Below are 20,077 nucleotides of genomic sequence, written 5' to 3' on the forward strand. Positions count from 1 at the left end.
AGACTCTCGAAAGAGAATACTTAAAGATGGTATCCCGTAGGGGAGTCGAACCCCTGTTACCGCCGTGAAAGGGCGGTGTCCTAGGCCTCTAGACGAACGGGACATAGGTTACTCTTAACTGTTTAAACATATCAATCTGTGTGGACACTCATCGTAAATATCTTCGTATAAGGAGGTGATCCAGCCCCAGGTTCCCCTAGGGCTACCTTGTTACGACTTCACCCCAGTCATGAACCACAAAGTGGTGAGCGTCCTCCCCGAAAGGTTAAACTACCCACTTCTTTTGCAGCCCACTCCCATGGTGTGACGGGCGGTGTGTACAAGGCCCGGGAACGTATTCACCGTGACATTCTGATTCACGATTACTAGCGATTCCGACTTCATGGAGTCGAGTTGCAGACTCCAATCCGGACTACGACGCACTTTTTGGGATTCGCTCACTATCGCTAGCTTGCTGCCCTCTGTATGCGCCATTGTAGCACGTGTGTAGCCCTACTCGTAAGGGCCATGATGACTTGACGTCGTCCCCACCTTCCTCCGGTTTATCACCGGCAGTCTCCCTGGAGTTCCCGACATTACTCGCTGGCAAACAAGGATAAGGGTTGCGCTCGTTGCGGGACTTAACCCAACATTTCACAACACGAGCTGACGACAGCCATGCAGCACCTGTCTCAGAGCTCCCGAAGGCACACCTGCGTCTCCGCTGGCTTCTCTGGATGTCAAGAGTAGGTAAGGTTCTTCGCGTTGCATCGAATTAAACCACATGCTCCACCGCTTGTGCGGGCCCCCGTCAATTCATTTGAGTTTTAATCTTGCGACCGTACTCCCCAGGCGGTCTACTTAACGCGTTAGCTCCGAAAGCCACGGCTCAAGGCCACAACCTCCAAGTAGACATCGTTTACGGCGTGGACTACCAGGGTATCTAATCCTGTTTGCTCCCCACGCTTTCGCATCTGAGTGTCAGTATCTGTCCAGGGGGCCGCCTTCGCCACTGGTATTCCTTCAGATCTCTACGCATTTCACCGCTACACCTGAAATTCTACCCCCCTCTACAGTACTCTAGTTCACCAGTTTCAAATGCAGTTCCGAGGTTGAGCCCCGGGCTTTCACATCTGACTTAATGAACCACCTGCATGCGCTTTACGCCCAGTAATTCCGATTAACGCTCGCACCCTCCGTATTACCGCGGCTGCTGGCACGGAGTTAGCCGGTGCTTCTTCTGTTGCTAACGTCAAGAGATAGCGCTATTAACGCTACCCCCTTCCTCACAACTGAAAGTACTTTACAACCCGAAGGCCTTCTTCATACACGCGGCATGGCTGCATCAGGCTTTCGCCCATTGTGCAATATTCCCCACTGCTGCCTCCCGTAGGAGTCTGGACCGTGTCTCAGTTCCAGTGTGGCTGATCATCCTCTCAGACCAGCTAGGGATCGTCGCCTTGGTGAGCCATTACCTCACCAACTAGCTAATCCCACCTAGGCATATCTTGACGCGAGAGGCCCGAAGGTCCCCCTCTTTGGCCCGTAGGCATTATGCGGTATTAGCCATCGTTTCCAATGGTTATCCCCCACATCAAGGCAATTTCCTAGGCATTACTCACCCGTCCGCCGCTCGACGCCCATTAACGCACCCAAAGGATTGTTAGTGTCGTTTCCGCTCGACTTGCATGTGTTAGGCCTGCCGCCAGCGTTCAATCTGAGCCATGATCAAACTCTTCAATTTAAGATTTTGTCGACTCAACGAATACTGACTTCAAAACTACTGTGTAATTTTAAAGTTATTATCATTCCAACAGAATGATAATGAATTGACTGTGCCAAATAACCTCTCTCTATAAAGAAAGTAATTATTCGTATTGGTCACTCAGTTCATTGAAATCAATTTTGTTACCGAAGTAACTGTCATTACCTAAGTAATAACGTTTTGATATTCATCAACGAGTGCCCACACAGATTGATAGGTTTAAATTGTTAAAGAGCTTCTCTTCGTTGTGACTTGCATCACTTGGGAAGAGGCGGCCATTCTAGCGACTTAATCCTCAGTGTCAAACACTTATTTGGAATTAATTTCTACTTTCTAAAAGTAGGAGTGAATAATCACTCAAAGCTAGTTGCCTTCACTAACATTCTGCACTGAAGCCTTGTGGCGTCTGCCGTGTCAGTGAGGCGGCATTATAGAGATGCGGCTATTATTGGCAAGCATTAAATGCGTTTTTTATTAAAAAAAGAGGTTAAGCGAAGACATTTCAACCAAGGGCTTATTTATACCACTTCCACCCCAACTTCCGAACAAATTACCCACAATACCCTGTGGATAACTACTCTCCATTATCAAAAAAGTAAGACAAGCGAGCCCTAGGGTTTAGATATTCTCGAACTTGTTCAGGTAACTTGTTGGGATGAACGGCATTAACGATTTTGATCTCTTTAATAAAGAGGTCAATGATCGGGGCTTGGGTTCTTGGCACGCTAGGATCGTAGATTAGTACATTCGGATAAAGCATATGCTTGGCGTTAACAGATATCACAATCCCAATCGAATCATTTGAAAGCTGTACTACTGTTCCTGGTGGGTAAACACCCATGAACTTAACCAACAGCCCCAAGTTATCTTGGCTATATAGGTGTCTACAACTTTTATATAAATGAGATAGTGCCAAGTATGGGATCATTTGTTGAGATTGTGTTTTAGCATGGCAAAGGTTATCGAATGCATTAGCCACAGCGACAATCTTGGCAAACTCATCAATCTCATGTTCTTTTAATCCTTCGGGGTAACCAGAACCATCATTCATTTCATGATGTTGGGCTATCACCTTTTGTGCACTGTCAGGAAAGTCATCTATTCCCGCAACAATATCCTCACCATATTTCGTATGAAGCTTCAGATAGTTCTCTTCAGGTATCGTCAGGGCACTTTGCTTTCTTAGTATCGCGACTGGTATTTTGATTTTACCTATATCGTGAAACAACGCTGCGAAGGAGAGAGCTTTCAATTGTTGTGTATTATAGCCTTTGGCCTTACCTATCATCAGTGCAACAACCGAAACATTTAGAGTATGGAAGTAGATGTCTTCAAAATCCGCTTTAGCATTCATAAGATGCAAGGTGACGTTATCATCGCTAACTAGAGTTTCGACAATATCATCAACAAGAGCCTTAACCTCCCCCACTGCATCTAAAGGTCTGTTGCGGATCTTGGTCATCACAGAGCGCATTCGAGCAAGCGAACGTTCAAACTCTCTCTCACAATGACTCACCCTGCGACGGTAAGAGCTAAGGGTTTCGATACGCTCATGCTTCTCTTTCCACATTCTTTCCGTTTCAAGAGTTACCTTCGAATCAATATCGACTTCTTGCTCACATGCATGGTGAACTGGTAAAGGCGGAGTGTCACTTTGATTCGGGTTTATATAGACGTGTTTAATCCCAAGATGTCGAATTACTTTTACTTGAGCGTCATCTTTGATTTTAAAGCTATTGAATAAAAATGGGTGTTCATTCCATTTTACTGGGAGTCGTATATGTAGACCAGGCTGAATGCGATCTACGGTAATCTTTATGCTGCCCATTTTTATATATAATATTGATTGATAATCTCTATTTATAATTCTAATAAAACCAAGCAGCAATTTCACTATCCAATTTCACAGGTTCAACTTAAAGAATCACAGTGCACCATCCAGCGTATACCAAACTTGTCCTCTACTTTGCCAAACCGAGCTCCCCAAAACGTATCCGCTAGAGGTGTCATTATTCGCCCACCTTGCTTGAGCTTTTCAAAGATTGTCTCTTGAGTCGCTGTATCATCTGTAACAAGAGAAAGTGCAAGGTTGTTCCCTTCAAGCTCCTTGGCTTTCACCCCATCAGACATCATAAGCTTCATACCAAAAGCTTCGAACTCTGCATGCATAACCCAGTCAGGTTGAGCCCCTTCTATTACCTGTGGCGCATCACTAAAGAGTTGCTTTGACAAGACCACTCCACCAAAACATTTATGATAAAAGTCCAACGCCTCGCTACAACGACCATCAAAAAATAGGTAAGGGGTTACAGTTAGCATATCTTTCTCCTCTGTTATTTCTTTAAACATAGACAATAGAAGAGAGAATTAAAGGTAACAGGCTGATTTAAGATGATTAATTTATTAACAGATCAAATGGCAAAGGGAAAATATGGATTTAGGAATGAAACATAAAGATTTGTCTGACTGAAGGACTACTTCTACCCCACGAAGAAAATACTTCCAATATTCCAGATACAATAAAGCCCCAACTTTCGTCGAGGCTTTATCATTTAAATATGGTACCGGTAGGCGACTTGACTGGGCTTGCATCCAAGCCGACACGCTGGATTTCAAATTCACAAACGCCTAAAACGACGAAAGGTCGCTATAAAAGCGACCTTTCTATATATGGTACAGGTTTAGGCGGACTGATTGGACAGGCATTCCTGCCGCTACCGAGAAGGCAACGCTTTCCAGACTCCAGATACAACAAAGCCCCAACTTTCGTTGAGGCTCTGTCTTAAAATATGGTACCAGTAGGCGACTTGACTGGGCTTGCATCCAAGCCGACACGCTGGATTTCAAATTCACAAACGCCCAAAACGACGAAAGGTCGCTATAAAAGCGACCTTTCTATATATGGTACCGGTAGGCGGACTTGAACCGCCACGCCCGAAGGCAACGGATTTTGAATCCGTCGTGTATACCAATTTCACCATACCGGCATTATCTTGGGGCATTGCCCTTTCGATGTTTGGCATTATACGTATGCGAACTGATGTGGCAAGTATAAAAACTTGAATTCATGTGTGTTTGCCGATAATTTCGCCACTAAGTCATAAGCTGTGCGTCATGTCTCTTTTCAGGTTAAGCCTTAAACTATATTCTAACGCCTCAATTTTTAAAGAAGTAATAACACATGACATCAACAAACACTCTGCCACCAGCAGGAATCATGCGCCGATTTGGTGCATTGTTCTATGACGCTCTGATCGTAATCGCTATTGAAATGTTGGCGGCTGGCGTCATTGTCGCTCTGCTGCACGCTCTCATGGCTCTTGGCGTTTTTAACCATAGCGGCTATGCCGATGTTAGTGACTTCTTAACCAACCATCCAATTTGGAGCCCTGCATACACCTTTTACTTAGTGGTCGTTTGGGTTTACTTCTTTGTGTTCTTCTGGACTCGAGCCGGTCAAACTCTGGGAATGAGAGCGTGGAAACTTCGCGTTCAAAACAAAGATGGCTCAGCTATCACAGTAACTCAAGCGCTGATTCGCTTAAGTACATCAGGTTTTGGATTAGCAAACCTATGCGTTCCATTCGATCCTGAAAAACGTGGCTTTCACGATATCTGGGCAAAAACCGAAGTCGTTGTGTTACCACAAGCTCGATAGCGTGATCTAAGTTAGTTTCAATCAAGATCAAAAAAGGAAGGCGTTATGCCTTCCTTTTTTCTATCTACAGTTTTCGCCTTAATAGCATAACGGCTATTCCGAGGAACACCACGCTCGGAGCTATCGCACCAAAGGCCGGTGGTATTTGATAAACCAAACTCACAGGGCCAAAGAACTCACTGGATATATAGAAGGTAAAGCCGGCGATAACACCAGACAGGATCCTCGCCCCCATGGTTACACTACGCAGAGGACCAAAGATAAACGACAGTGCCATCAACATCATAACCGCGATCGAGATTGGCTGAGTTATCTTTCTCCACAATGCCAATTCATAGCGAGCTGCGTCTTGTTCTGACGCTTTGAGGTAGGTTACGTAATCATATAAACCACTTAATGACAGCTCTTCCGGCTTAACCGTCACTATCGCAAGCTTGTCTGGGGCAAGTGATGTTTTCCAGGTGTATGTCGGCAAATTCTCTTTAGTTATCTGCAGTTCATTTTCAAAAGAAGTCACTACAACATCTTTCATCGTCCACACGTTGTCTCCAACGTAATCGACTTCTTCAGAGTAGATAGCAGTCTTTAGAGCCTTGTTCTCATCAAAGCGCCACATATTCATACCATAAAGCTTCTCATCATCGATTTTAACGATAAAGATGAAGTCATTAGCGTCACGAGCCCAGACACCGCTTTGGGTCGAAATGATGTTACCACCAGCAATCGAGATGGTTCTTAAATCACGAGCCATCTTCTGTGCTTGAGGTGCCCCCCACTGACCAAGCAGCGTCACCACAATCATAAGTGGAATAGCAGTTTTAAGCACCGAGAGGCCGATATCCAACTTAGAGAAACCAGCAGCCTGCATGACTACCAATTCAGAGCTCGCAGCGAGCATACCTAATCCGATCAATGCACCAAGTAACGCAGCCATTGGAAAAAACATTTCGATATCACGAGGGATACTCAATAAAACGAAATACAGCGCTTGTAATAAATCATAGGTACCACGACCAACTTTTCTCAGCTGCTCTACATACTTGATGATCCCAGAGAGACCAACAAACGTCACCAAAACCAATGATGTCGTTGCGATGATGGTTCTGCCTATATATAAATCGAGAATCTTAAACACGGCTTGAGCCAACCTCTTTGTTCTTGAATTTTTCTTTCAAACGCCTTACTGGCACGCTATCCATAAAGTTTGCACCAATCGCGACAAATAACAATAACGCATTAATTGGCCACATGCCGATTACCGCCGGAACACTCCCCTCTTCAATTGAAGATTTGGTTGCACTGATTGCTAAGAAATAGGTGAGATAGATCAGTATTGCAGGGCCGATTTTCGCAAAACGACCTTGTCGAGGGTTTACCGCCGATAGTGGTACCACAAGCATGGTCAATAGTGGAATACAAAGTACCAAAGAAATACGCCACTGTAGCTCTGCTTTCGCACTATTGTTTGGGTTACCAATCAAATCAAGTGTAGGAATCGCTTCCCAATCTCGCCCTTTTTTCTTAACTTCACGCTGGCCGATCAGGCCTTCGTATTCTTCAAAGTGCGTCACCCTATAGTCAAGGCGTGTAGGGATACCTTCGTGCCGAGTACCATCGAACATCACGATAACTTGACGACCATCGCTGAGCTCTTTTACGTCTCCCGACTTCGAGAACATCACACTTGGCAACACTGAATCACGAGGGCGCATTTGAGCAACGAACACATTTTCTAATTTATTACCGTCGATATCATCAATAAATACGACAGAAGAGCCATCCGGAGTACCTTCAAATTTACCTTTTGGTAGCAAATCGACGCTGTTCTCTGCGGCTACTTCTTCATACATTTGTTCAACTTTGTCCTGCGACCAAGGAGATAGCCAAAATGAGTTAAAGGCTGCTGCAGATGCCGTAATCAAAGCTAGGTAGAGCGCTGATTGAATCAGGAATTTATTACCGATGCCAGTGGCGTTCATGACCACTATTTCACTTTCAGCGTAAAGGCGACCAAAAGTAAGCAAAATGCCAATATAGATACTGAGTGGAAGCATCAGTAAGCCCATCGCTGGCATATTTAGGCCAACAATCGACAATATAAGACTCGCAGGGATATCACCATCAGAGGCGTCCGCTAAAACACTGATGAATTTTTGGCTGAGAAACACGAGAAAGAGAACAAAAAAGATCGCAAATTGGCTCTTGATTGTCTCGCGGATCAAATATCTAACAATAATCACGCTCAAATTACCTATACAAAACTTGTTTTTTTGATTGAATCACTATAATTTCCCGTTGAACCTTTTATTTTTTTAAATTTTTAGCTAAGTGTTAGCGTTCTTCTTTAAGGTTAGTTCCATTATAGGATCCAACAAGTAAGAACCTATTATCTAACATTTAGTTCGATTTGTCTTCAGGATGTAGGAGTACGCATGGAGTTCAGTGTAAAAAGTGGCAGCCCAGAGAAACAGCGCAGCGCATGTATCGTTGTCGGTGTATTCGAACCGCGCCGCCTTTCTCCAGTAGCCGAGCAATTAGATAAAATTAGCGATGGCTATATTAGTTCACTGCTTCGTCGCGGTGATCTAGAGGGTAAACCTGGCCAGATGCTACTGCTGCATCAAGTACCTGGTGTACTTTCAGAACGTGTTCTACTGGTAGGTTGTGGTAAAGAGCGTGAGCTAGGCGAGCGTCAATACAAAGAAATCATCCAAAAAACCATCAGCACACTAAACGAAACAGGTTCTATGGAAGCCGTATGTTTCCTTACAGAACTGCACGTTAAAGGTCGTGACACATATTGGAAAGTTCGCCAAGCGGTAGAAGCGACTAAAGATGGTCTTTACACATTCGACCAATTCAAGAGCAATAAACCAGAGACTCGTCGCCCACTACGTAAATTGGTATTCAACGTACCAACTCGTCGCGAATTGAGCCTTGGTGAGAAAGCTATTTCTCACGGTCTTGCTATTGCTTCGGGTGTAAAAGCGTCTAAAGATCTAGGCAACATGCCACCAAACATCGCAAACCCTGCTTACCTTGCTTCTCAAGCTCGCCGTTTAGCCGACGATTACGAGACAGTAAAGACTAAGATCATCGGTGAAGAAGAGATGGAAAAGCTGGGTATGACTTCATACCTTGCGGTAGGCCGCGGCTCTAAGAATGAATCTATGATGTCTATCATGGAATACAAAGGTGCGGCTGACCCAGATGCAAAACCTATCGTTTTGGTTGGTAAAGGTCTTACTTTTGATTCAGGCGGTATCTCGCTTAAGCCTGGTGAAGGCATGGATGAGATGAAGTACGACATGTGTGGTGCTGCATCTGTATTCGGCACAATGAAAGCACTGGCGAAACTTAATTTGCCAATCAACGTTGTAGGTATTCTTGCGGGCTGTGAAAACATGCCGGGTAGCAATGCTTACCGCCCAGGTGACATCCTTACAACAATGTCAGGCCAAACGGTTGAAGTACTCAATACTGATGCTGAAGGTCGCTTGGTTCTATGTGATGCTCTAACTTACGTTGAGCGTTTTGAACCAGACTGTGTTGTCGATGTTGCTACGCTAACTGGCGCATGTGTTATTGCTCTAGGTCACCACATCAGTGGCGTTTTATCGAACCACAACCCACTTTCTCACGAACTTGTTAATGCTTCTGAGCAAGCAAGTGACCGTGCATGGCGTCTACCTATGGCAGACGAGTACCATGAGCAGCTAAACAGCCCATTCGCTGATATGGCGAACATTGGCGGCCGTCCTGGCGGCACAATTACTGCAGGTTGCTTCCTGTCTAAATTTACGAAGAAGTACCACTGGGCACACATCGATAGTGCTGGTACAGCTTGGAAGTCAGGCGCAGCGAAAGGCTCGACAGGTCGTCCTGTCTCAATGCTAGTCCAATTCTTATTGAACCGCAGCGGCCAAGAGACTGAAGAGCAATCTTCAAAATAATAAAAAGGGCCTACGGGCCCTTTTTTAATAAGCGCTATTTGTTAGATCCTGTTAACCAAGTAACATTGATATCCACGATTTTCAGTTCGAGTATTAAGTATGCAGACTGCTACATTTTACATTGTGCCTTCAGACAGCCCGCAAGCCAGCAAAGATGGCTTTGCTCACTATGTGCTGTTTCTTGCTCAGCACTTTGCAAAACAAGGCGCTAAACTTTATCTCAACTGCAATGACAAAGACCATGCAGAGCGTATTGCTGAGGTTTTCTGGCAAGTCGAACCCAATGAGTTTATTGCACATAACTTGGTTGGTGAAGGTCCAAAGTATTCAACCAACATCGAAATCGGCTACCAAGGCGTCAAACATAATTGGAATCGTCAGCTAGTAATTAATCTGGCTGATAATCATACAACCTTTGCGAACGCCTTTGCTCAGGTGATAGACTTCGTCCCTTGCGAAGAAAAAGCTAAGCAACTCGCTCGAGAAAGGTATAAAATTTACCGTCAGGCTGGATATCAGCTACAAACTATCGAGATTCAACATCCATAGTCAAACCTCATAGTTAAAGCTATCTTTGGATTTAGATTCAAGAAGCTTCACTTATGAAGTTTGACCACGATTAACCATTCACAGTATCCGTTTAAGAGCACTATGGAAAAGACATACAACCCAACATCAATCGAACAAGCTCTGTATCAGACTTGGGAAGAGAAAGGCTACTTTAAGCCACACGGTGACACATCAAAAGAAGCTTACAGCATCATGATCCCGCCACCGAACGTCACTGGCAGCCTACACATGGGTCACGCGTTCCAAGATACGATCATGGATACGCTTATCCGTGCTCAACGTATGAAAGGCAAAAACACGCTTTGGCAAGTGGGTACTGACCACGCCGGTATCGCAACTCAAATGGTTGTTGAGCGTAAGATCGCTGCTGAAGAAGGTAAAACAAAGCACGACTACGGCCGTGAAGCTTTCATCGACAAGATCTGGGAATGGAAAGGCGAGTCAGGCGGCACGATCACTCAACAACTTCGTCGTCTTGGTGCATCTGTAGATTGGGATCGTGAGCGATTCACTATGGATGACGGCCTATCGGCTGCGACTCAAGAAGTGTTTGTTCGTCTATACGAAGAAGACCTAATCTACCGTGGTAAGCGTCTAGTAAACTGGGATCCTAAACTGCACACTGCGATTTCTGATCTAGAAGTTGAAAACAAAGACAAAAAAGGTTTCATGTGGCACTTCCGCTACCCGCTAGCGAACGGTGTTAAAACAGCTGATGGTAAAGACTACATTGTTGTTGCTACGACGCGTCCAGAAACCATGCTTGGTGATACTGGCGTAGCCGTAAACCCAGAAGATCCACGTTACAAAGATCTTATCGGTAAAGAAATCCTGCTTCCTGTTGTTAACCGTCTTATCCCTATCGTAGGCGACGAGCACGCTGACATGGAAAAAGGTACAGGTTGTGTGAAGATCACTCCTGCTCACGACTTTAACGATTACGAAGTTGGTAAGCGCAACAACCTACCAATGATCAACATCCTAACGTTCAACGCTGATATCCGTGATGCTGCTGAAGTATTCACAACCAACGGCGAAGAAAGCGATGTTTACTCAACAGACATCCCTGCTAAGTACCAAGGCATGGAGCGCTTTGCTGCTCGTAAAGCTATTGTTGCTGAATTCGAAGAACTTGGTCTTCTTGAAGAGATCAAAGATCACGACCTAACCGTGCCTTACGGCGACCGTGGTGGCGTAGTTATCGAACCGATGCTGACTGACCAATGGTACGTACGCACAGCGCCTCTTGCTGAGCCTGCAGTTAAAGCCGTTGAAGATGGTCAAATCCAGTTCGTACCTAAGCAGTACGAAAACATGTACTTCGCGTGGATGCGTGACGTGCAAGACTGGTGTATCTCTCGTCAACTTTGGTGGGGCCACCGCATCCCAGCATGGTACGACAACGATGGTAAAGTTTACGTAGGTCGCACTGAAGAAGAAGTTCGTGAAAAGAACAACCTAGCGCCTGTTGTTGTGCTTAAGCAAGACGACGACGTACTAGATACTTGGTTCTCTTCTGCACTTTGGACGTTCGGCACACAAGGCTGGCCTGAAGATACTGAAGCGCTGAAAACATTCCACCCATCAGAAGTACTAGTATCTGGTTTTGATATTATCTTCTTCTGGGTTGCTCGTATGATCATGATGACCATGCACTTCGTGAAAGACGAAGATGGCAAGGCTCAAGTACCTTTCAAAACGGTTTACATGACAGGTCTTATCCGTGATGAAAACGGCGACAAGATGTCTAAGTCAAAAGGTAACGTACTTGACCCAATCGACATGATTGACGGCATCGGCCTTGAAGAGCTAGTAGAGAAGCGTTGTGGCAACATGATGCAACCAAAACTGGCTGCTAAGATCGAAAAAGCAACACGTAAGACTTTCGAAAACGGTATCGAACCATACGGTACTGACGCACTGCGTTTCACTCTTGCTGCGATGGCTTCAACTGGCCGTGACATCAACTGGGACATGAAGCGTCTTGAAGGTTACCGTAATTTCTGTAACAAGCTATGGAACGCAAGCCGTTACGTACTGATGAATACAGAAGAGCACGATTGTGGCATGTCACTGTCTATTGAAGACCGTGCAAACATGGAATTCTCTCTAGCAGATAAGTGGATTGAATCTCAGTTTGAAGTTGCAGCGAAAGAATTTAACGCTCACCTAGACAACTACCGTCTAGACATGGCAGCAAACACGCTTTACGAATTCATCTGGAACCAATTCTGTGACTGGTACCTAGAGCTAACTAAACCTGTTCTTTGGAAAGGTACTGAAGCTCAGCAACAAGCGACTCGTTACACGCTTATCACGGTTCTAGAGAAGACTTTACGTCTTGCTCACCCTGTTCTTCCCTACATCACTGAATCTATCTGGCAAAGCGTTAAGCCGCTAGTAGACGGTGTTGAAGGCGAGACGATCATGACTCAAGCGCTTCCTCAGTTTAACGAAGATAACTTCAATGCTGAGATCGTAGAAGACATCGAATGGGTTAAGACTTTTATCACAGCTATCCGTAACCTACGTGCGGAATACGACATTGCACCAAGCCAAGGCTTAGAAGTAATGATCAAAGTAGCTGATGAGAAAGACGCTGCTCGTATCGAAGCGAACAAGATCGTTCTTAACTCTCTAGCTAAATTAGACGACATTAAAGTTCTAGCTGATGGTGAAGAGACTCCTGCTTGTGCAACTAAACTGGTTGGCAAATCTGAGCTGATGATCCCAATGGCGGGTCTTATCGACAAAGATGCAGAACTAGCTCGTCTAGATAAAGAAGTAGCTAAGACTCACGGAGAGATTAAGCGTATCGAAGGTAAGCTAGGTAACGAAGGTTTCGTTGCTAAAGCGCCAGAAGCGGTTATCGCGAAAGAGCGTGAGAAGCTTGAAGGCTACCAAGAGACTCTTGTTAAGCTTGAAGAGCAAAAAGCGACTATCGCTGCACTGTAATTGGTAAATTAACCTACCAATTCAAGCATGTAAAAAAGGGCAGATTATTCTGCCCTTTTTTGATCCTATCAGTTATTGCTATTGGACATTTTTCAGTAAATCAATACGCTCTGTTAACTCAGGGTGAGTGCTTAACCAAGCTGGTAATTCAGCCACATCATCAGAGCTTCCTTGCAACAATTCAAACATCTCAATCATTGGCTTGTTGGTACCATGTATCTGCCACATTGAATCCGACGCAAATCTATCCGCTTCTCGCTCTGCCTGTTTCGACTGACCATTATTGGCGACAAAAACCCCGACCCCAGCTAAATTATCGATCACTCCTGAGCTCTCACCGGTCAATATCGCGACAGAAAGTGAAAGCAGGCTAGAACGAACGATAGTTTTCATGACATGTTGTTGCTCAATATGCCCCAATTCATGCATCAGGATACTATCCAGTTGCTGCTCGGTTTCCGTTAGTGCAACTAAGTCATCAAGCACTATGATGGTACTGTGGCTCAAAGCAAAAGCATTCGCACCTAGCTCGGAGGAACGAAACAGCAAACGGACATCCTCATCAATATCGAGCGCACTCAAATGGCTTTCGAAACGCTGGCGGATCATAGTTTGCTGCGACAGTGTTAACTTCGATGGCTCAAACAACTGCTCATCTAAAGAGACTAAAACCCTATCCTCTACCATTTTTGAGGCTGAGTCAGGAAGATAAGTGACCACTTGATCTGTTAGCCAAGGAATGCCGTGCGTGAATGTTCCAATGGTCAACGCCAATATAACGATACAAGATAGCAGAATCGCCGTAACATTCTTCTCTAGCTTGCCCATCCAATCACGCTGACCATGCTGTTTTAAAAACGCCGTAAGTTCATCACTCGGCTGCGCCACAAACAGCCAGCCGTCAGGAAATGTAAACTTACTTGGCGTAGAGCCAACGCCAACACTGATTTTCACATCAGCGACGTTGGCTGAACTGCGTTGATTACAGGCATTAATCACCAACATACCGTCGAGCGATATCTCTAATGTTGCCTCACAGCGTTCAGAACTGCGAGGCGGATGAGCGACACCGGATAGCATTAGCCAATACCAAGATCGACATCAAAGGCTTGTGCAACCTCATCAGAAACCGCTGACTTGACATCAGAATCTTGGTCAGTAGCTACCAGCAAGTCGAGAGCGCCGTAAACAAAGGTATTGTCTGCTAAATAGTTCATCGTTCTTACCATAACCCAAGGACGAGCAAGACCTAGCGTAACGACTTGAAGTAAGAAGTTAACCACAACCAAGCTAACGTAACCTTTAACCGTCAGAGTCGAAGCAAAAGTAAACTTAGGCTCACTCTCAGCTTCACTGGATTGAAGAACCAGTTGCGAGAGTGTGTAGTTTCGAACACGCACTTTCAGATACGCGCCTACTGCCAGACCGATAGCAATGAAACCAAAGTAGTAGCCAATTATGATAACGGCTAGATCACTATGCCCCATAAGATCAAGATACGATTCTGGGTTACTCATCAGATTAATACCAGCCATCATAAAGAAGGCCGCAACTAAGACCGCCGTAATAACAAGCCACGCTAGCGTCGCGATCATATAGGTCTTGAAGTAAAACGCGTTTTTGTAATCTGCGCTAAATTGACGCTCACCATAGCGGTAGCCATTCGAGAAATAATTAGCAATACCAACCAAAGACCAAGCCTGCAGATAGACATAAGCAGGTAAGAGTATAAGTATGGCTACTACACCAACGGTCATATTTAGACTCATCGTAAAGAACACAGCAGCCATAGCTGAGACAAAACCAAGCATGGCAAGCGTGCCACGGCCTAGAATCGACCAGTACGCACCAGCAACTGTACCGTGAAACGAAAAGTGCACATTACGGAAGCTTGTCATTGCCGCATCAAAGCGCGCATTGCTGCGAGCAAGTAAAGGTAGTAGCAGAACAAAAGCCACTATCAGCCCTAAAGAGAGCTCAGGAGAGAACTGTTCAGCAATCGACCACACCAATACACAAACAAGCGCAATAGCACGGCCTTTAAGGATCTGCATTGGCTGCCCATGGTACTCGAAGCGATCACCGGCTATCGACGTATGACCGTAGAAGTAGCGCTTATTACGTACTTTGGCCCACGCAGAATAAATTCCAAGCGTAATCACTGATAGCAGAATATTGACTATCCATATGCCAAAGTACTCTTTACCTTTGCCACTAAAGTGAACTTTAGTTTCCAACCCTTTGGTTTCCATTTTTTACTCCATCTAACGTTTATCATTAAGCCATGCGCATCTAAGTGCGCATTGAAGGAGTGCACGCTATAGAAACATGCCATGCTAATCAATCAGTTAAATTAATAAATCAAAGGAATCCATCATAAATTGTACAAATAATAGCAATAGGTTATATAACCATTACTAAGGTATTTATCACTATGTAATTACACTTAACTAGGGGGAATGTTATCCCTAGAATTCTTTGATAGCTTTTGCCTATCAAATTAATCTCTAATACCCATTTCACTTAATGATAATAATTCTCAATAATAGCTCTATCGAAACAACACAACGATTGAGTAATTATCATGAAAAAGACACTAACCTTTGCTGCATTACATTTTACTATCGCATTTAGTGTCGCTTACGTACTAACAGGCGACATCTTAATTGGTAGCTTAATTGCCATGATTGAGCCCTCTGTAAATACGGTCGCCTTCTATTTTCACGAAAAGGCGTGGGCTCAAGTTCCAGCGCTTAAAGCTCGTCAGTGGATGACAAAGTTAAAAACAGCAAGCTTTGCGACCATTCACTTTAGTGTTGCCTTTACCGTAGTCTACTTATTGACTGGCGATGCCTTCATCGGCGGCGTGATGGCTTTGCTTGAGCCAACTTTAAATACAGTTGCTTACTACTTCCATGAGAAAGTGTGGCTACGAAAAGCAGAAAGACAAACAGCCCAACCTCAGTTCTGTTTGCACCAACATGCTTAATTAAGAGAATTTACCATTGACAAAGTTGCGCACCGCAATTAATTTAATTGCGGTGCGCAACTTTATTTAAAGGTAAAAATTATGGATGCTCAAAAACTAAGACAATACTCCCGTCAAGCCGTGCGCTTACTGGGTATGCTTGATAAACAATGTGGCGAGGTCACGCTCACTCCTGTCCAAGCTCATGCATTAAGTGAGATCCAACTCCAGCCTTTAACTATCAATCAATTAGCACAACAGCTCAATGTCGATAAATCTAATGCCAGTCGAACAGTGACAGGTCTCAGTAAGCTTGAGTTGGTAGAAGCTATCGAAAACCCAAAAGACAAACGCAGCCAATTAGTGACGCTAACATCTCTTGGGCAAGGCATGTTGAGTCAATTAGACGTGCAACAAAACACCTTTTTCGAAGGCATGTTGATGACTCTCAATGAGGATGAGCAACAACAGCTAAAAGTTGGATTAGAAACTTACTTAAAAGGTTTAGCGAATGTCTGCCAAGCTGACGAGTTCATACTTCGTCCACTCACTCAATCAGATAACCCGCAGTTAGCCGATGTGATTCGTAAAGTTTCAGCGGAGCATGGACTAACAGAAGATAAAGGTTATGGCGTCGCCGATCCTACTCTTGATGACATGTACTCTGTCTATAACAAAGAGAATGCAATGTACTGGGTGATCGAATATCAAGGTGCGGTAGTCGGTGGCGGCGGTTTTGCACCATTAGCAGGCCGGTCAGATGTGTGTGAGCTACAGAAAATGTACTTCCTACCACAAACCCGAGGGCAAGGTTTGGCAAAGCGCATCGTTGCTCAAAGCCTAAAACTGGCTAAGCAACTTGGCTACCAACACATGTACTTGGAAACCACGGAATGTTTGGGTGCTGCTGTAAAACTCTATGAAAAGCTCAAGTTTGAACACCTTGATTCTGCTTGGGGAGAAACAGGCCATGATGCTTGTGAAGTTGTCATGGCCAAAGCGCTATAAGTATCAAATGCTAGTTTTTAGCTTTTAACGTAAAAAGTTACTCACGCAAGACGCTGGATTTAAGGCAACGAAAGAGCTCTCTTTTTGCCCATCGAGTTCAACTTCTAACTGGTATAAGTGCTTAGGGTTAGGCTTCTCAAGGTTAAATATCATGGGAGCCTCCACCTGAAACACAACGCCGGTATGCTCAGCACGCACGTCTATCGGCATTACGAGAGTCATGCCGTTGAACTTGATTGATGCTGATACCAAACCTGCTTTTAATGTCTGATAAATCACATCCACTTTAAACTCACAGCCACCACCATGGTGCCAGATCTGCTCTGTGACAACTTGATCTAGTTTCACATTTCGAACGAACTGCAGGTACGGTGCTTGCCAAATCCCGATGCGTGAATCAGATTTAGCGATAGCCTGCGAAGATATAGACTCATCCATATCCTCTTCGAGCAATAAGCTCTCTTCTTCTTCAAGAAACAGGATCTCAAAACGATTTCGACCAGGCTGCATGTAAGGGCGGATGTCTTTGCGATATTCAGCTTGGCTACCATCGCAATCAAACACAGCTACACCATTGAGTCGCACTTCAGCAAAGTAATCGACACCTGCTACGACCAACTCAACGAATGGGCACGCCAGCATAGCATCATCAACTTCGATGTCATGCATCAGGTGCCACTCTTGCTCTGCGATTTCATCTTCACTTAAGCTATCAGGAAGCTTTGAACTTAATGGAGCAGGAAAGGTAATGTCATCTTGTGGGATAGAGAGATCCGTCAGTGGCGAAATTTGCCAAAGACCATCGAGAAGTAACCGCATATCATTCCTTGAGCCAGATCAATTTTGACCGCATTATAATGAATGAATGCATTTAAAGACATTTATTTTTCTGAGGGTAAAAAAATGCCAGCTCTAGGCCGGCATTCTTTCAAACTGGGAAGAAATTACTCTTCGCCTTCATCATCTTCGTCAGGGTAGATAGCATCTTCACCTTCATAGTAAGTGCCCCAGCCGTCGTAGATAATGTCGAATTTCTCTGCAAGGTTCACAAGCTTCTCAACTTGCGCATCGATCGCTTCAGCATCCAGAGTTGACTGCATGGTTGCATCACAGCAAAGTAGCTTGTTGCCATCTTCGTCTTCTGTCTCTTCAGCTTCAAGCACTTCAAAGCCCATTTTGAATGCTTCAACAACTGCTTTCTCAAGCACTTCGAAATCTTCAGCAAATAGATGATGCTCGATATCGTATAGAGCTTCAGGATCGCTACCATCTTCAATTAGTGCTGCAATGATGTCGCGAGTCTCTTCCTTTTGAAATTCAATTAATTCCGCTACTGATAGATATTCATCTTCGTGAGACATGTGTCTGCTCCAGAGTGTTGACTATGAAAAGATCAAATTTGATTGCCACGAAATATGGCATGGATCGTCCAGAAAAGCCACCCAGATCAGGCCTAGAAAGGTAAGTTTATCGTTAGATAGCGGAGGCAATATCAATTCAAAAGTGAAATCTAAATCACAGAAACAAATTTTCAACATTTTATTAACTGACGTCTATTTTAGCATTTCATCTTTATTGTCGCTTCAAGCGTATTTGAATAGAAATTGCGTGCTTAGTCACCATAGATGCATACGTTCAACCCGTTTCAAGGTGCATAAAATCCCAGCTTGCTATCAAAAAGTGAATAATAGTGAATAAAAAGTCACGAATAATAAGCAAAATAGATTTCTCGCACACAGTAAATCGAGCATAGATCCTCAAAACAGTTGTTTCACTAGATACCCGGTCAATTAGTATTTAACCCCGAAAAATCAAATTAATCCAGTTTTTAGTACCGTAAATTCAAAAAATACTTTGCATTTACGCAACCTCCAAAACTTGCATATTACGGCCAAGCTTGTCATAAATAGACGCTGGATTAATAGTAAGGATGCAAAATGAGTAAGCTGTACGTTGGCTCCGAAGTCGGTCAATTAAGACGAGTTCTCCTAAATAGACCTGAAAGAGCACTCACCCACCTCACCCCTTCAAACTGTCATGATCTTCTGTTTGATGATGTACTTGCCGTTGAAGCTGCTGGTGAAGAACATGATGCCTTTGCAGAAACGCTGCGCAGCCAAGACGTAGAGGTACTACTGCTGCATGACCTACTAGTCGAGACGCTTGCCGTACCTCAGGCTCGTGAGTGGTTGCTGAATACTCAAATCTCAGATTTCCGTTACGGACCTACTTTTGCCCGTGACTTAAGAAACTACCTTGCTCAAATGGATAATGAGCATCTAGCAACGATCTTACTCGGTGGCTTGGCCTACTCTGAGCTTCCTATTAAATCTTCTTCTATGTTACCGAAGATGCATCGCCCACTTGATTTCGTTATCGAACCACTGCCAAACCACCTATTTACGCGTGATACCTCATGCTGGGTTTATGGTGGTGTATCACTTAACCCAATGATGAAACCGGCTCGCCAACGTGAAACGAATCATCTGCGTGCTATCTACCGCTGGCACCCTGTATTTGCCGGACAAGATTTTATCAAGTACTTCGGTGATGAAGACCTGCACTACGACAACGCCAATATTGAAGGCGGTGACGTACTGGTTATCGGTAAAGGCGCAGTGTTGGTTGGTATTTCTGAGCGTACTAAGCCACAAGGTGTCGAAAACCTAGCGGCTAGCCTATTCAGATCAGGCCAAGCAACCGAAGTGATCGCTATCGATTTACCAAAGCACCGTTCTTGTATGCACCTTGATACAGTGATGACACACATGGATATCGACACTTTCTCTGTCTACCCTGAGATTGTTCGCAAAGATCTAGATACTTGGCGCCTAACACCAAAAGAAAATGGTGAGATGCGCGTAGAGAAAGCGGAAAACTACCTGTCAGCAATTGAAGGGGCTCTAGGCCTTGATCAGCTGAAGATCATCACGACTGGCGGTGACAACTACGAAGCTGAGCGCGAACAGTGGAACGACGCTAATAACGTACTGACAGTCAAACCGGGTACCGTTATCGGTTATGAACGCAATGTTTACACCAACGAGAAGTACGACAAAGCGGGCATCGAAGTTCTGACAATTCCAGGCAACGAGTTAGGTCGTGGTCGTGGTGGCGCTCGCTGCATGAGCTGTCCTATCGAAAGAGACGGCATCTAAGCTGATAATTCAATAGAGCAAACACAATAACGTATCTAGGCCAGTACCATCGTACTGGCCTTT

The 20,077-nt window shown here is 44.5% G+C and carries 15 protein-coding genes, 2 tRNA genes and 1 rRNA gene; 7 read left to right on the forward strand and 11 right to left on the reverse strand.

Features of this window, described 5'->3' with window-relative positions; genetic code table 11:
• Positions 1–27: 27 nt before the first annotated feature.
• From OCV56_RS13985 to OCV56_RS14005, 5 genes are all read right to left on the reverse strand, one after another.
• A tRNA-Glu gene (locus tag OCV56_RS13985) sits at positions 28–103 on the reverse strand.
• A 65-nt stretch (positions 104–168) separates the two neighbouring features.
• Positions 169–1,723: ribosomal RNA gene (locus OCV56_RS13990) — 16S ribosomal RNA — on the reverse strand.
• Positions 1,724–2,318: 595 nt separating this feature from the next.
• Positions 2,319–3,572 carry an HD-GYP domain-containing protein gene (locus OCV56_RS13995; protein ID WP_086715518.1) on the reverse strand — a complete coding sequence of 418 codons (1,254 nt, stop codon included), beginning with the start codon at positions 3,570–3,572 and terminating at the stop codon, positions 2,319–2,321.
• An 83-nt stretch (positions 3,573–3,655) separates the two neighbouring features.
• Positions 3,656–4,063 (reverse strand): VOC family protein, encoded by a 408-nt coding sequence (locus OCV56_RS14000; protein ID WP_086715520.1) that lies wholly within the window; start codon positions 4,061–4,063, stop codon positions 3,656–3,658.
• Between the two features lie 583 nt (positions 4,064–4,646).
• Positions 4,647–4,731 (reverse strand) — tRNA-Leu (locus OCV56_RS14005).
• Positions 4,732–4,925: 194 nt separating this feature from the next.
• Between OCV56_RS14005 and OCV56_RS14010 the strand changes: the two genes are divergently transcribed.
• Positions 4,926–5,402, forward strand: coding sequence for an RDD family protein (locus OCV56_RS14010; protein WP_086715522.1), 477 nt, complete (start codon positions 4,926–4,928; stop codon positions 5,400–5,402).
• Between the two features lie 64 nt (positions 5,403–5,466).
• Here the strand turns inward: OCV56_RS14010 and lptG are convergent, their stop codons facing one another.
• Together lptG and lptF are read right to left on the reverse strand one after the other, a co-directional pair.
• Entirely contained in the window at positions 5,467–6,537 is a 1,071-nt protein-coding gene (gene lptG, locus OCV56_RS14015) for an LPS export ABC transporter permease LptG (protein WP_086715524.1), read from the reverse strand.
• Positions 6,530–7,642 carry an LPS export ABC transporter permease LptF gene (gene lptF, locus OCV56_RS14020; protein WP_086715526.1) on the reverse strand — a complete coding sequence of 371 codons (1,113 nt, stop codon included), beginning with the start codon at positions 7,640–7,642 and terminating at the stop codon, positions 6,530–6,532. The genes lptG and lptF overlap by 8 nt, the downstream gene beginning before the upstream one ends.
• 192 nt (positions 7,643–7,834) lie before the next feature.
• Here lptF and pepA point away from each other — a divergent pair, with 192 nt between their 5' ends.
• The 3 genes from pepA to OCV56_RS14035 all read left to right on the forward strand — a co-directional run bounded on the left by pepA (position 7,835) and on the right by OCV56_RS14035 (position 12,880).
• A complete protein-coding gene (gene pepA, locus OCV56_RS14025; protein ID WP_010435005.1) occupies positions 7,835–9,355 on the forward strand; it encodes a leucyl aminopeptidase in 1,521 nt (506 codons plus the stop codon).
• Between the two features lie 99 nt (positions 9,356–9,454).
• On the forward strand, positions 9,455–9,904 hold the full coding sequence (locus OCV56_RS14030) for a DNA polymerase III subunit chi (protein ID WP_086715528.1): 450 nt from the start codon (positions 9,455–9,457) through the stop codon (positions 9,902–9,904).
• 102 nt (positions 9,905–10,006) lie between these two features.
• A complete protein-coding gene (locus tag OCV56_RS14035) occupies positions 10,007–12,880 on the forward strand; it encodes a valine--tRNA ligase (protein ID WP_086715530.1) in 2,874 nt (957 codons plus the stop codon).
• A gap of 78 nt (positions 12,881–12,958) precedes the next feature.
• Here OCV56_RS14035 and OCV56_RS14040 read toward each other — a convergent pair whose 3' ends face one another.
• Together OCV56_RS14040 and OCV56_RS14045 are read right to left on the reverse strand one after the other, a co-directional pair.
• The gene (locus tag OCV56_RS14040) at positions 12,959–13,960 is read right to left on the reverse strand and encodes a M48 family metallopeptidase (RefSeq protein WP_086715532.1); all 1,002 of its coding nucleotides are present in this window, start codon (positions 13,958–13,960) and stop codon (positions 12,959–12,961) included.
• Complete coding sequence (locus OCV56_RS14045) at positions 13,960–15,132, reverse strand: YjgN family protein (protein WP_086715534.1); 1,173 nt, start codon at positions 15,130–15,132, stop codon at positions 13,960–13,962. The genes OCV56_RS14040 and OCV56_RS14045 overlap by 1 nt, the downstream gene beginning before the upstream one ends.
• Before the next feature lie 332 nt (positions 15,133–15,464).
• Here OCV56_RS14045 and OCV56_RS14050 point away from each other — a divergent pair, with 332 nt between their 5' ends.
• Positions 15,465–15,869, forward strand: a complete 405-nt coding sequence (locus tag OCV56_RS14050; RefSeq protein WP_086715536.1) for a DUF2061 domain-containing protein — start codon at positions 15,465–15,467, stop codon at positions 15,867–15,869.
• An 81-nt stretch (positions 15,870–15,950) separates the two neighbouring features.
• Entirely contained in the window at positions 15,951–16,856 is a 906-nt protein-coding gene (locus OCV56_RS14055) for a bifunctional helix-turn-helix transcriptional regulator/GNAT family N-acetyltransferase (protein ID WP_086715538.1), read from the forward strand.
• A 24-nt stretch (positions 16,857–16,880) separates the two neighbouring features.
• On the opposite strand, the gene OCV56_RS14060 is transcribed toward OCV56_RS14055, so the two are convergent.
• Positions 16,881–17,675, reverse strand: coding sequence for a glycosyl hydrolase 2 galactose-binding domain-containing protein (locus tag OCV56_RS14060; RefSeq protein ID WP_086715540.1), 795 nt, complete (start codon positions 17,673–17,675; stop codon positions 16,881–16,883).
• A 125-nt stretch (positions 17,676–17,800) separates the two neighbouring features.
• The gene (gene rraB, locus OCV56_RS14065) at positions 17,801–18,217 is read right to left on the reverse strand and encodes a ribonuclease E inhibitor RraB (RefSeq protein ID WP_086715541.1); all 417 of its coding nucleotides are present in this window, start codon (positions 18,215–18,217) and stop codon (positions 17,801–17,803) included.
• Between the two features lie 576 nt (positions 18,218–18,793).
• On the opposite strand from rraB, the gene arcA reads away from it, so the two are divergent.
• The gene (arcA, locus tag OCV56_RS14070; RefSeq protein ID WP_086715543.1) at positions 18,794–20,014 is read left to right on the forward strand and encodes an arginine deiminase; all 1,221 of its coding nucleotides are present in this window, start codon (positions 18,794–18,796) and stop codon (positions 20,012–20,014) included.
• The last annotated feature ends 63 nt before the right edge of the window (positions 20,015–20,077 follow it).

It is taken from the genome of Vibrio gigantis (assembly GCF_024347515.1).
Lineage (GTDB): Bacteria > Pseudomonadota > Gammaproteobacteria > Enterobacterales > Vibrionaceae > Vibrio > Vibrio gigantis.

What these genes read in the sequence shown, in the direction of transcription:
- OCV56_RS14060 (WP_086715540.1), bottom strand. Translation starts at nt 17,675, where the DNA reads ATGCGGTTACTTCTCGATGGTCTTTGGCAAATTTCGCCACTGACGGAT.
- OCV56_RS14000 (WP_086715520.1), bottom strand. Translation starts at nt 4,063, where the DNA reads ATGCTAACTGTAACCCCTTACCTATTTTTTGATGGTCGTTGTAGCGAG.
- OCV56_RS13995 (WP_086715518.1), bottom strand. Translation starts at nt 3,572, where the DNA reads ATGGGCAGCATAAAGATTACCGTAGATCGCATTCAGCCTGGTCTACAT.
- OCV56_RS14010 (WP_086715522.1), top strand. Translation starts at nt 4,926, where the DNA reads ATGACATCAACAAACACTCTGCCACCAGCAGGAATCATGCGCCGATTT.
- OCV56_RS14040 (WP_086715532.1), bottom strand. Translation starts at nt 13,960, where the DNA reads ATGCTATCCGGTGTCGCTCATCCGCCTCGCAGTTCTGAACGCTGTGAG.
- OCV56_RS14035 (WP_086715530.1), top strand. Translation starts at nt 10,007, where the DNA reads ATGGAAAAGACATACAACCCAACATCAATCGAACAAGCTCTGTATCAG.
- OCV56_RS14055 (WP_086715538.1), top strand. Translation starts at nt 15,951, where the DNA reads ATGGATGCTCAAAAACTAAGACAATACTCCCGTCAAGCCGTGCGCTTA.
- OCV56_RS14050 (WP_086715536.1), top strand. Translation starts at nt 15,465, where the DNA reads ATGAAAAAGACACTAACCTTTGCTGCATTACATTTTACTATCGCATTT.
- rraB (WP_086715541.1), bottom strand. Translation starts at nt 18,217, where the DNA reads ATGTCTCACGAAGATGAATATCTATCAGTAGCGGAATTAATTGAATTT.
- OCV56_RS14030 (WP_086715528.1), top strand. Translation starts at nt 9,455, where the DNA reads ATGCAGACTGCTACATTTTACATTGTGCCTTCAGACAGCCCGCAAGCC.
- pepA (WP_010435005.1), top strand. Translation starts at nt 7,835, where the DNA reads ATGGAGTTCAGTGTAAAAAGTGGCAGCCCAGAGAAACAGCGCAGCGCA.
- OCV56_RS14045 (WP_086715534.1), bottom strand. Translation starts at nt 15,132, where the DNA reads ATGGAAACCAAAGGGTTGGAAACTAAAGTTCACTTTAGTGGCAAAGGT.
- arcA (WP_086715543.1), top strand. Translation starts at nt 18,794, where the DNA reads ATGAGTAAGCTGTACGTTGGCTCCGAAGTCGGTCAATTAAGACGAGTT.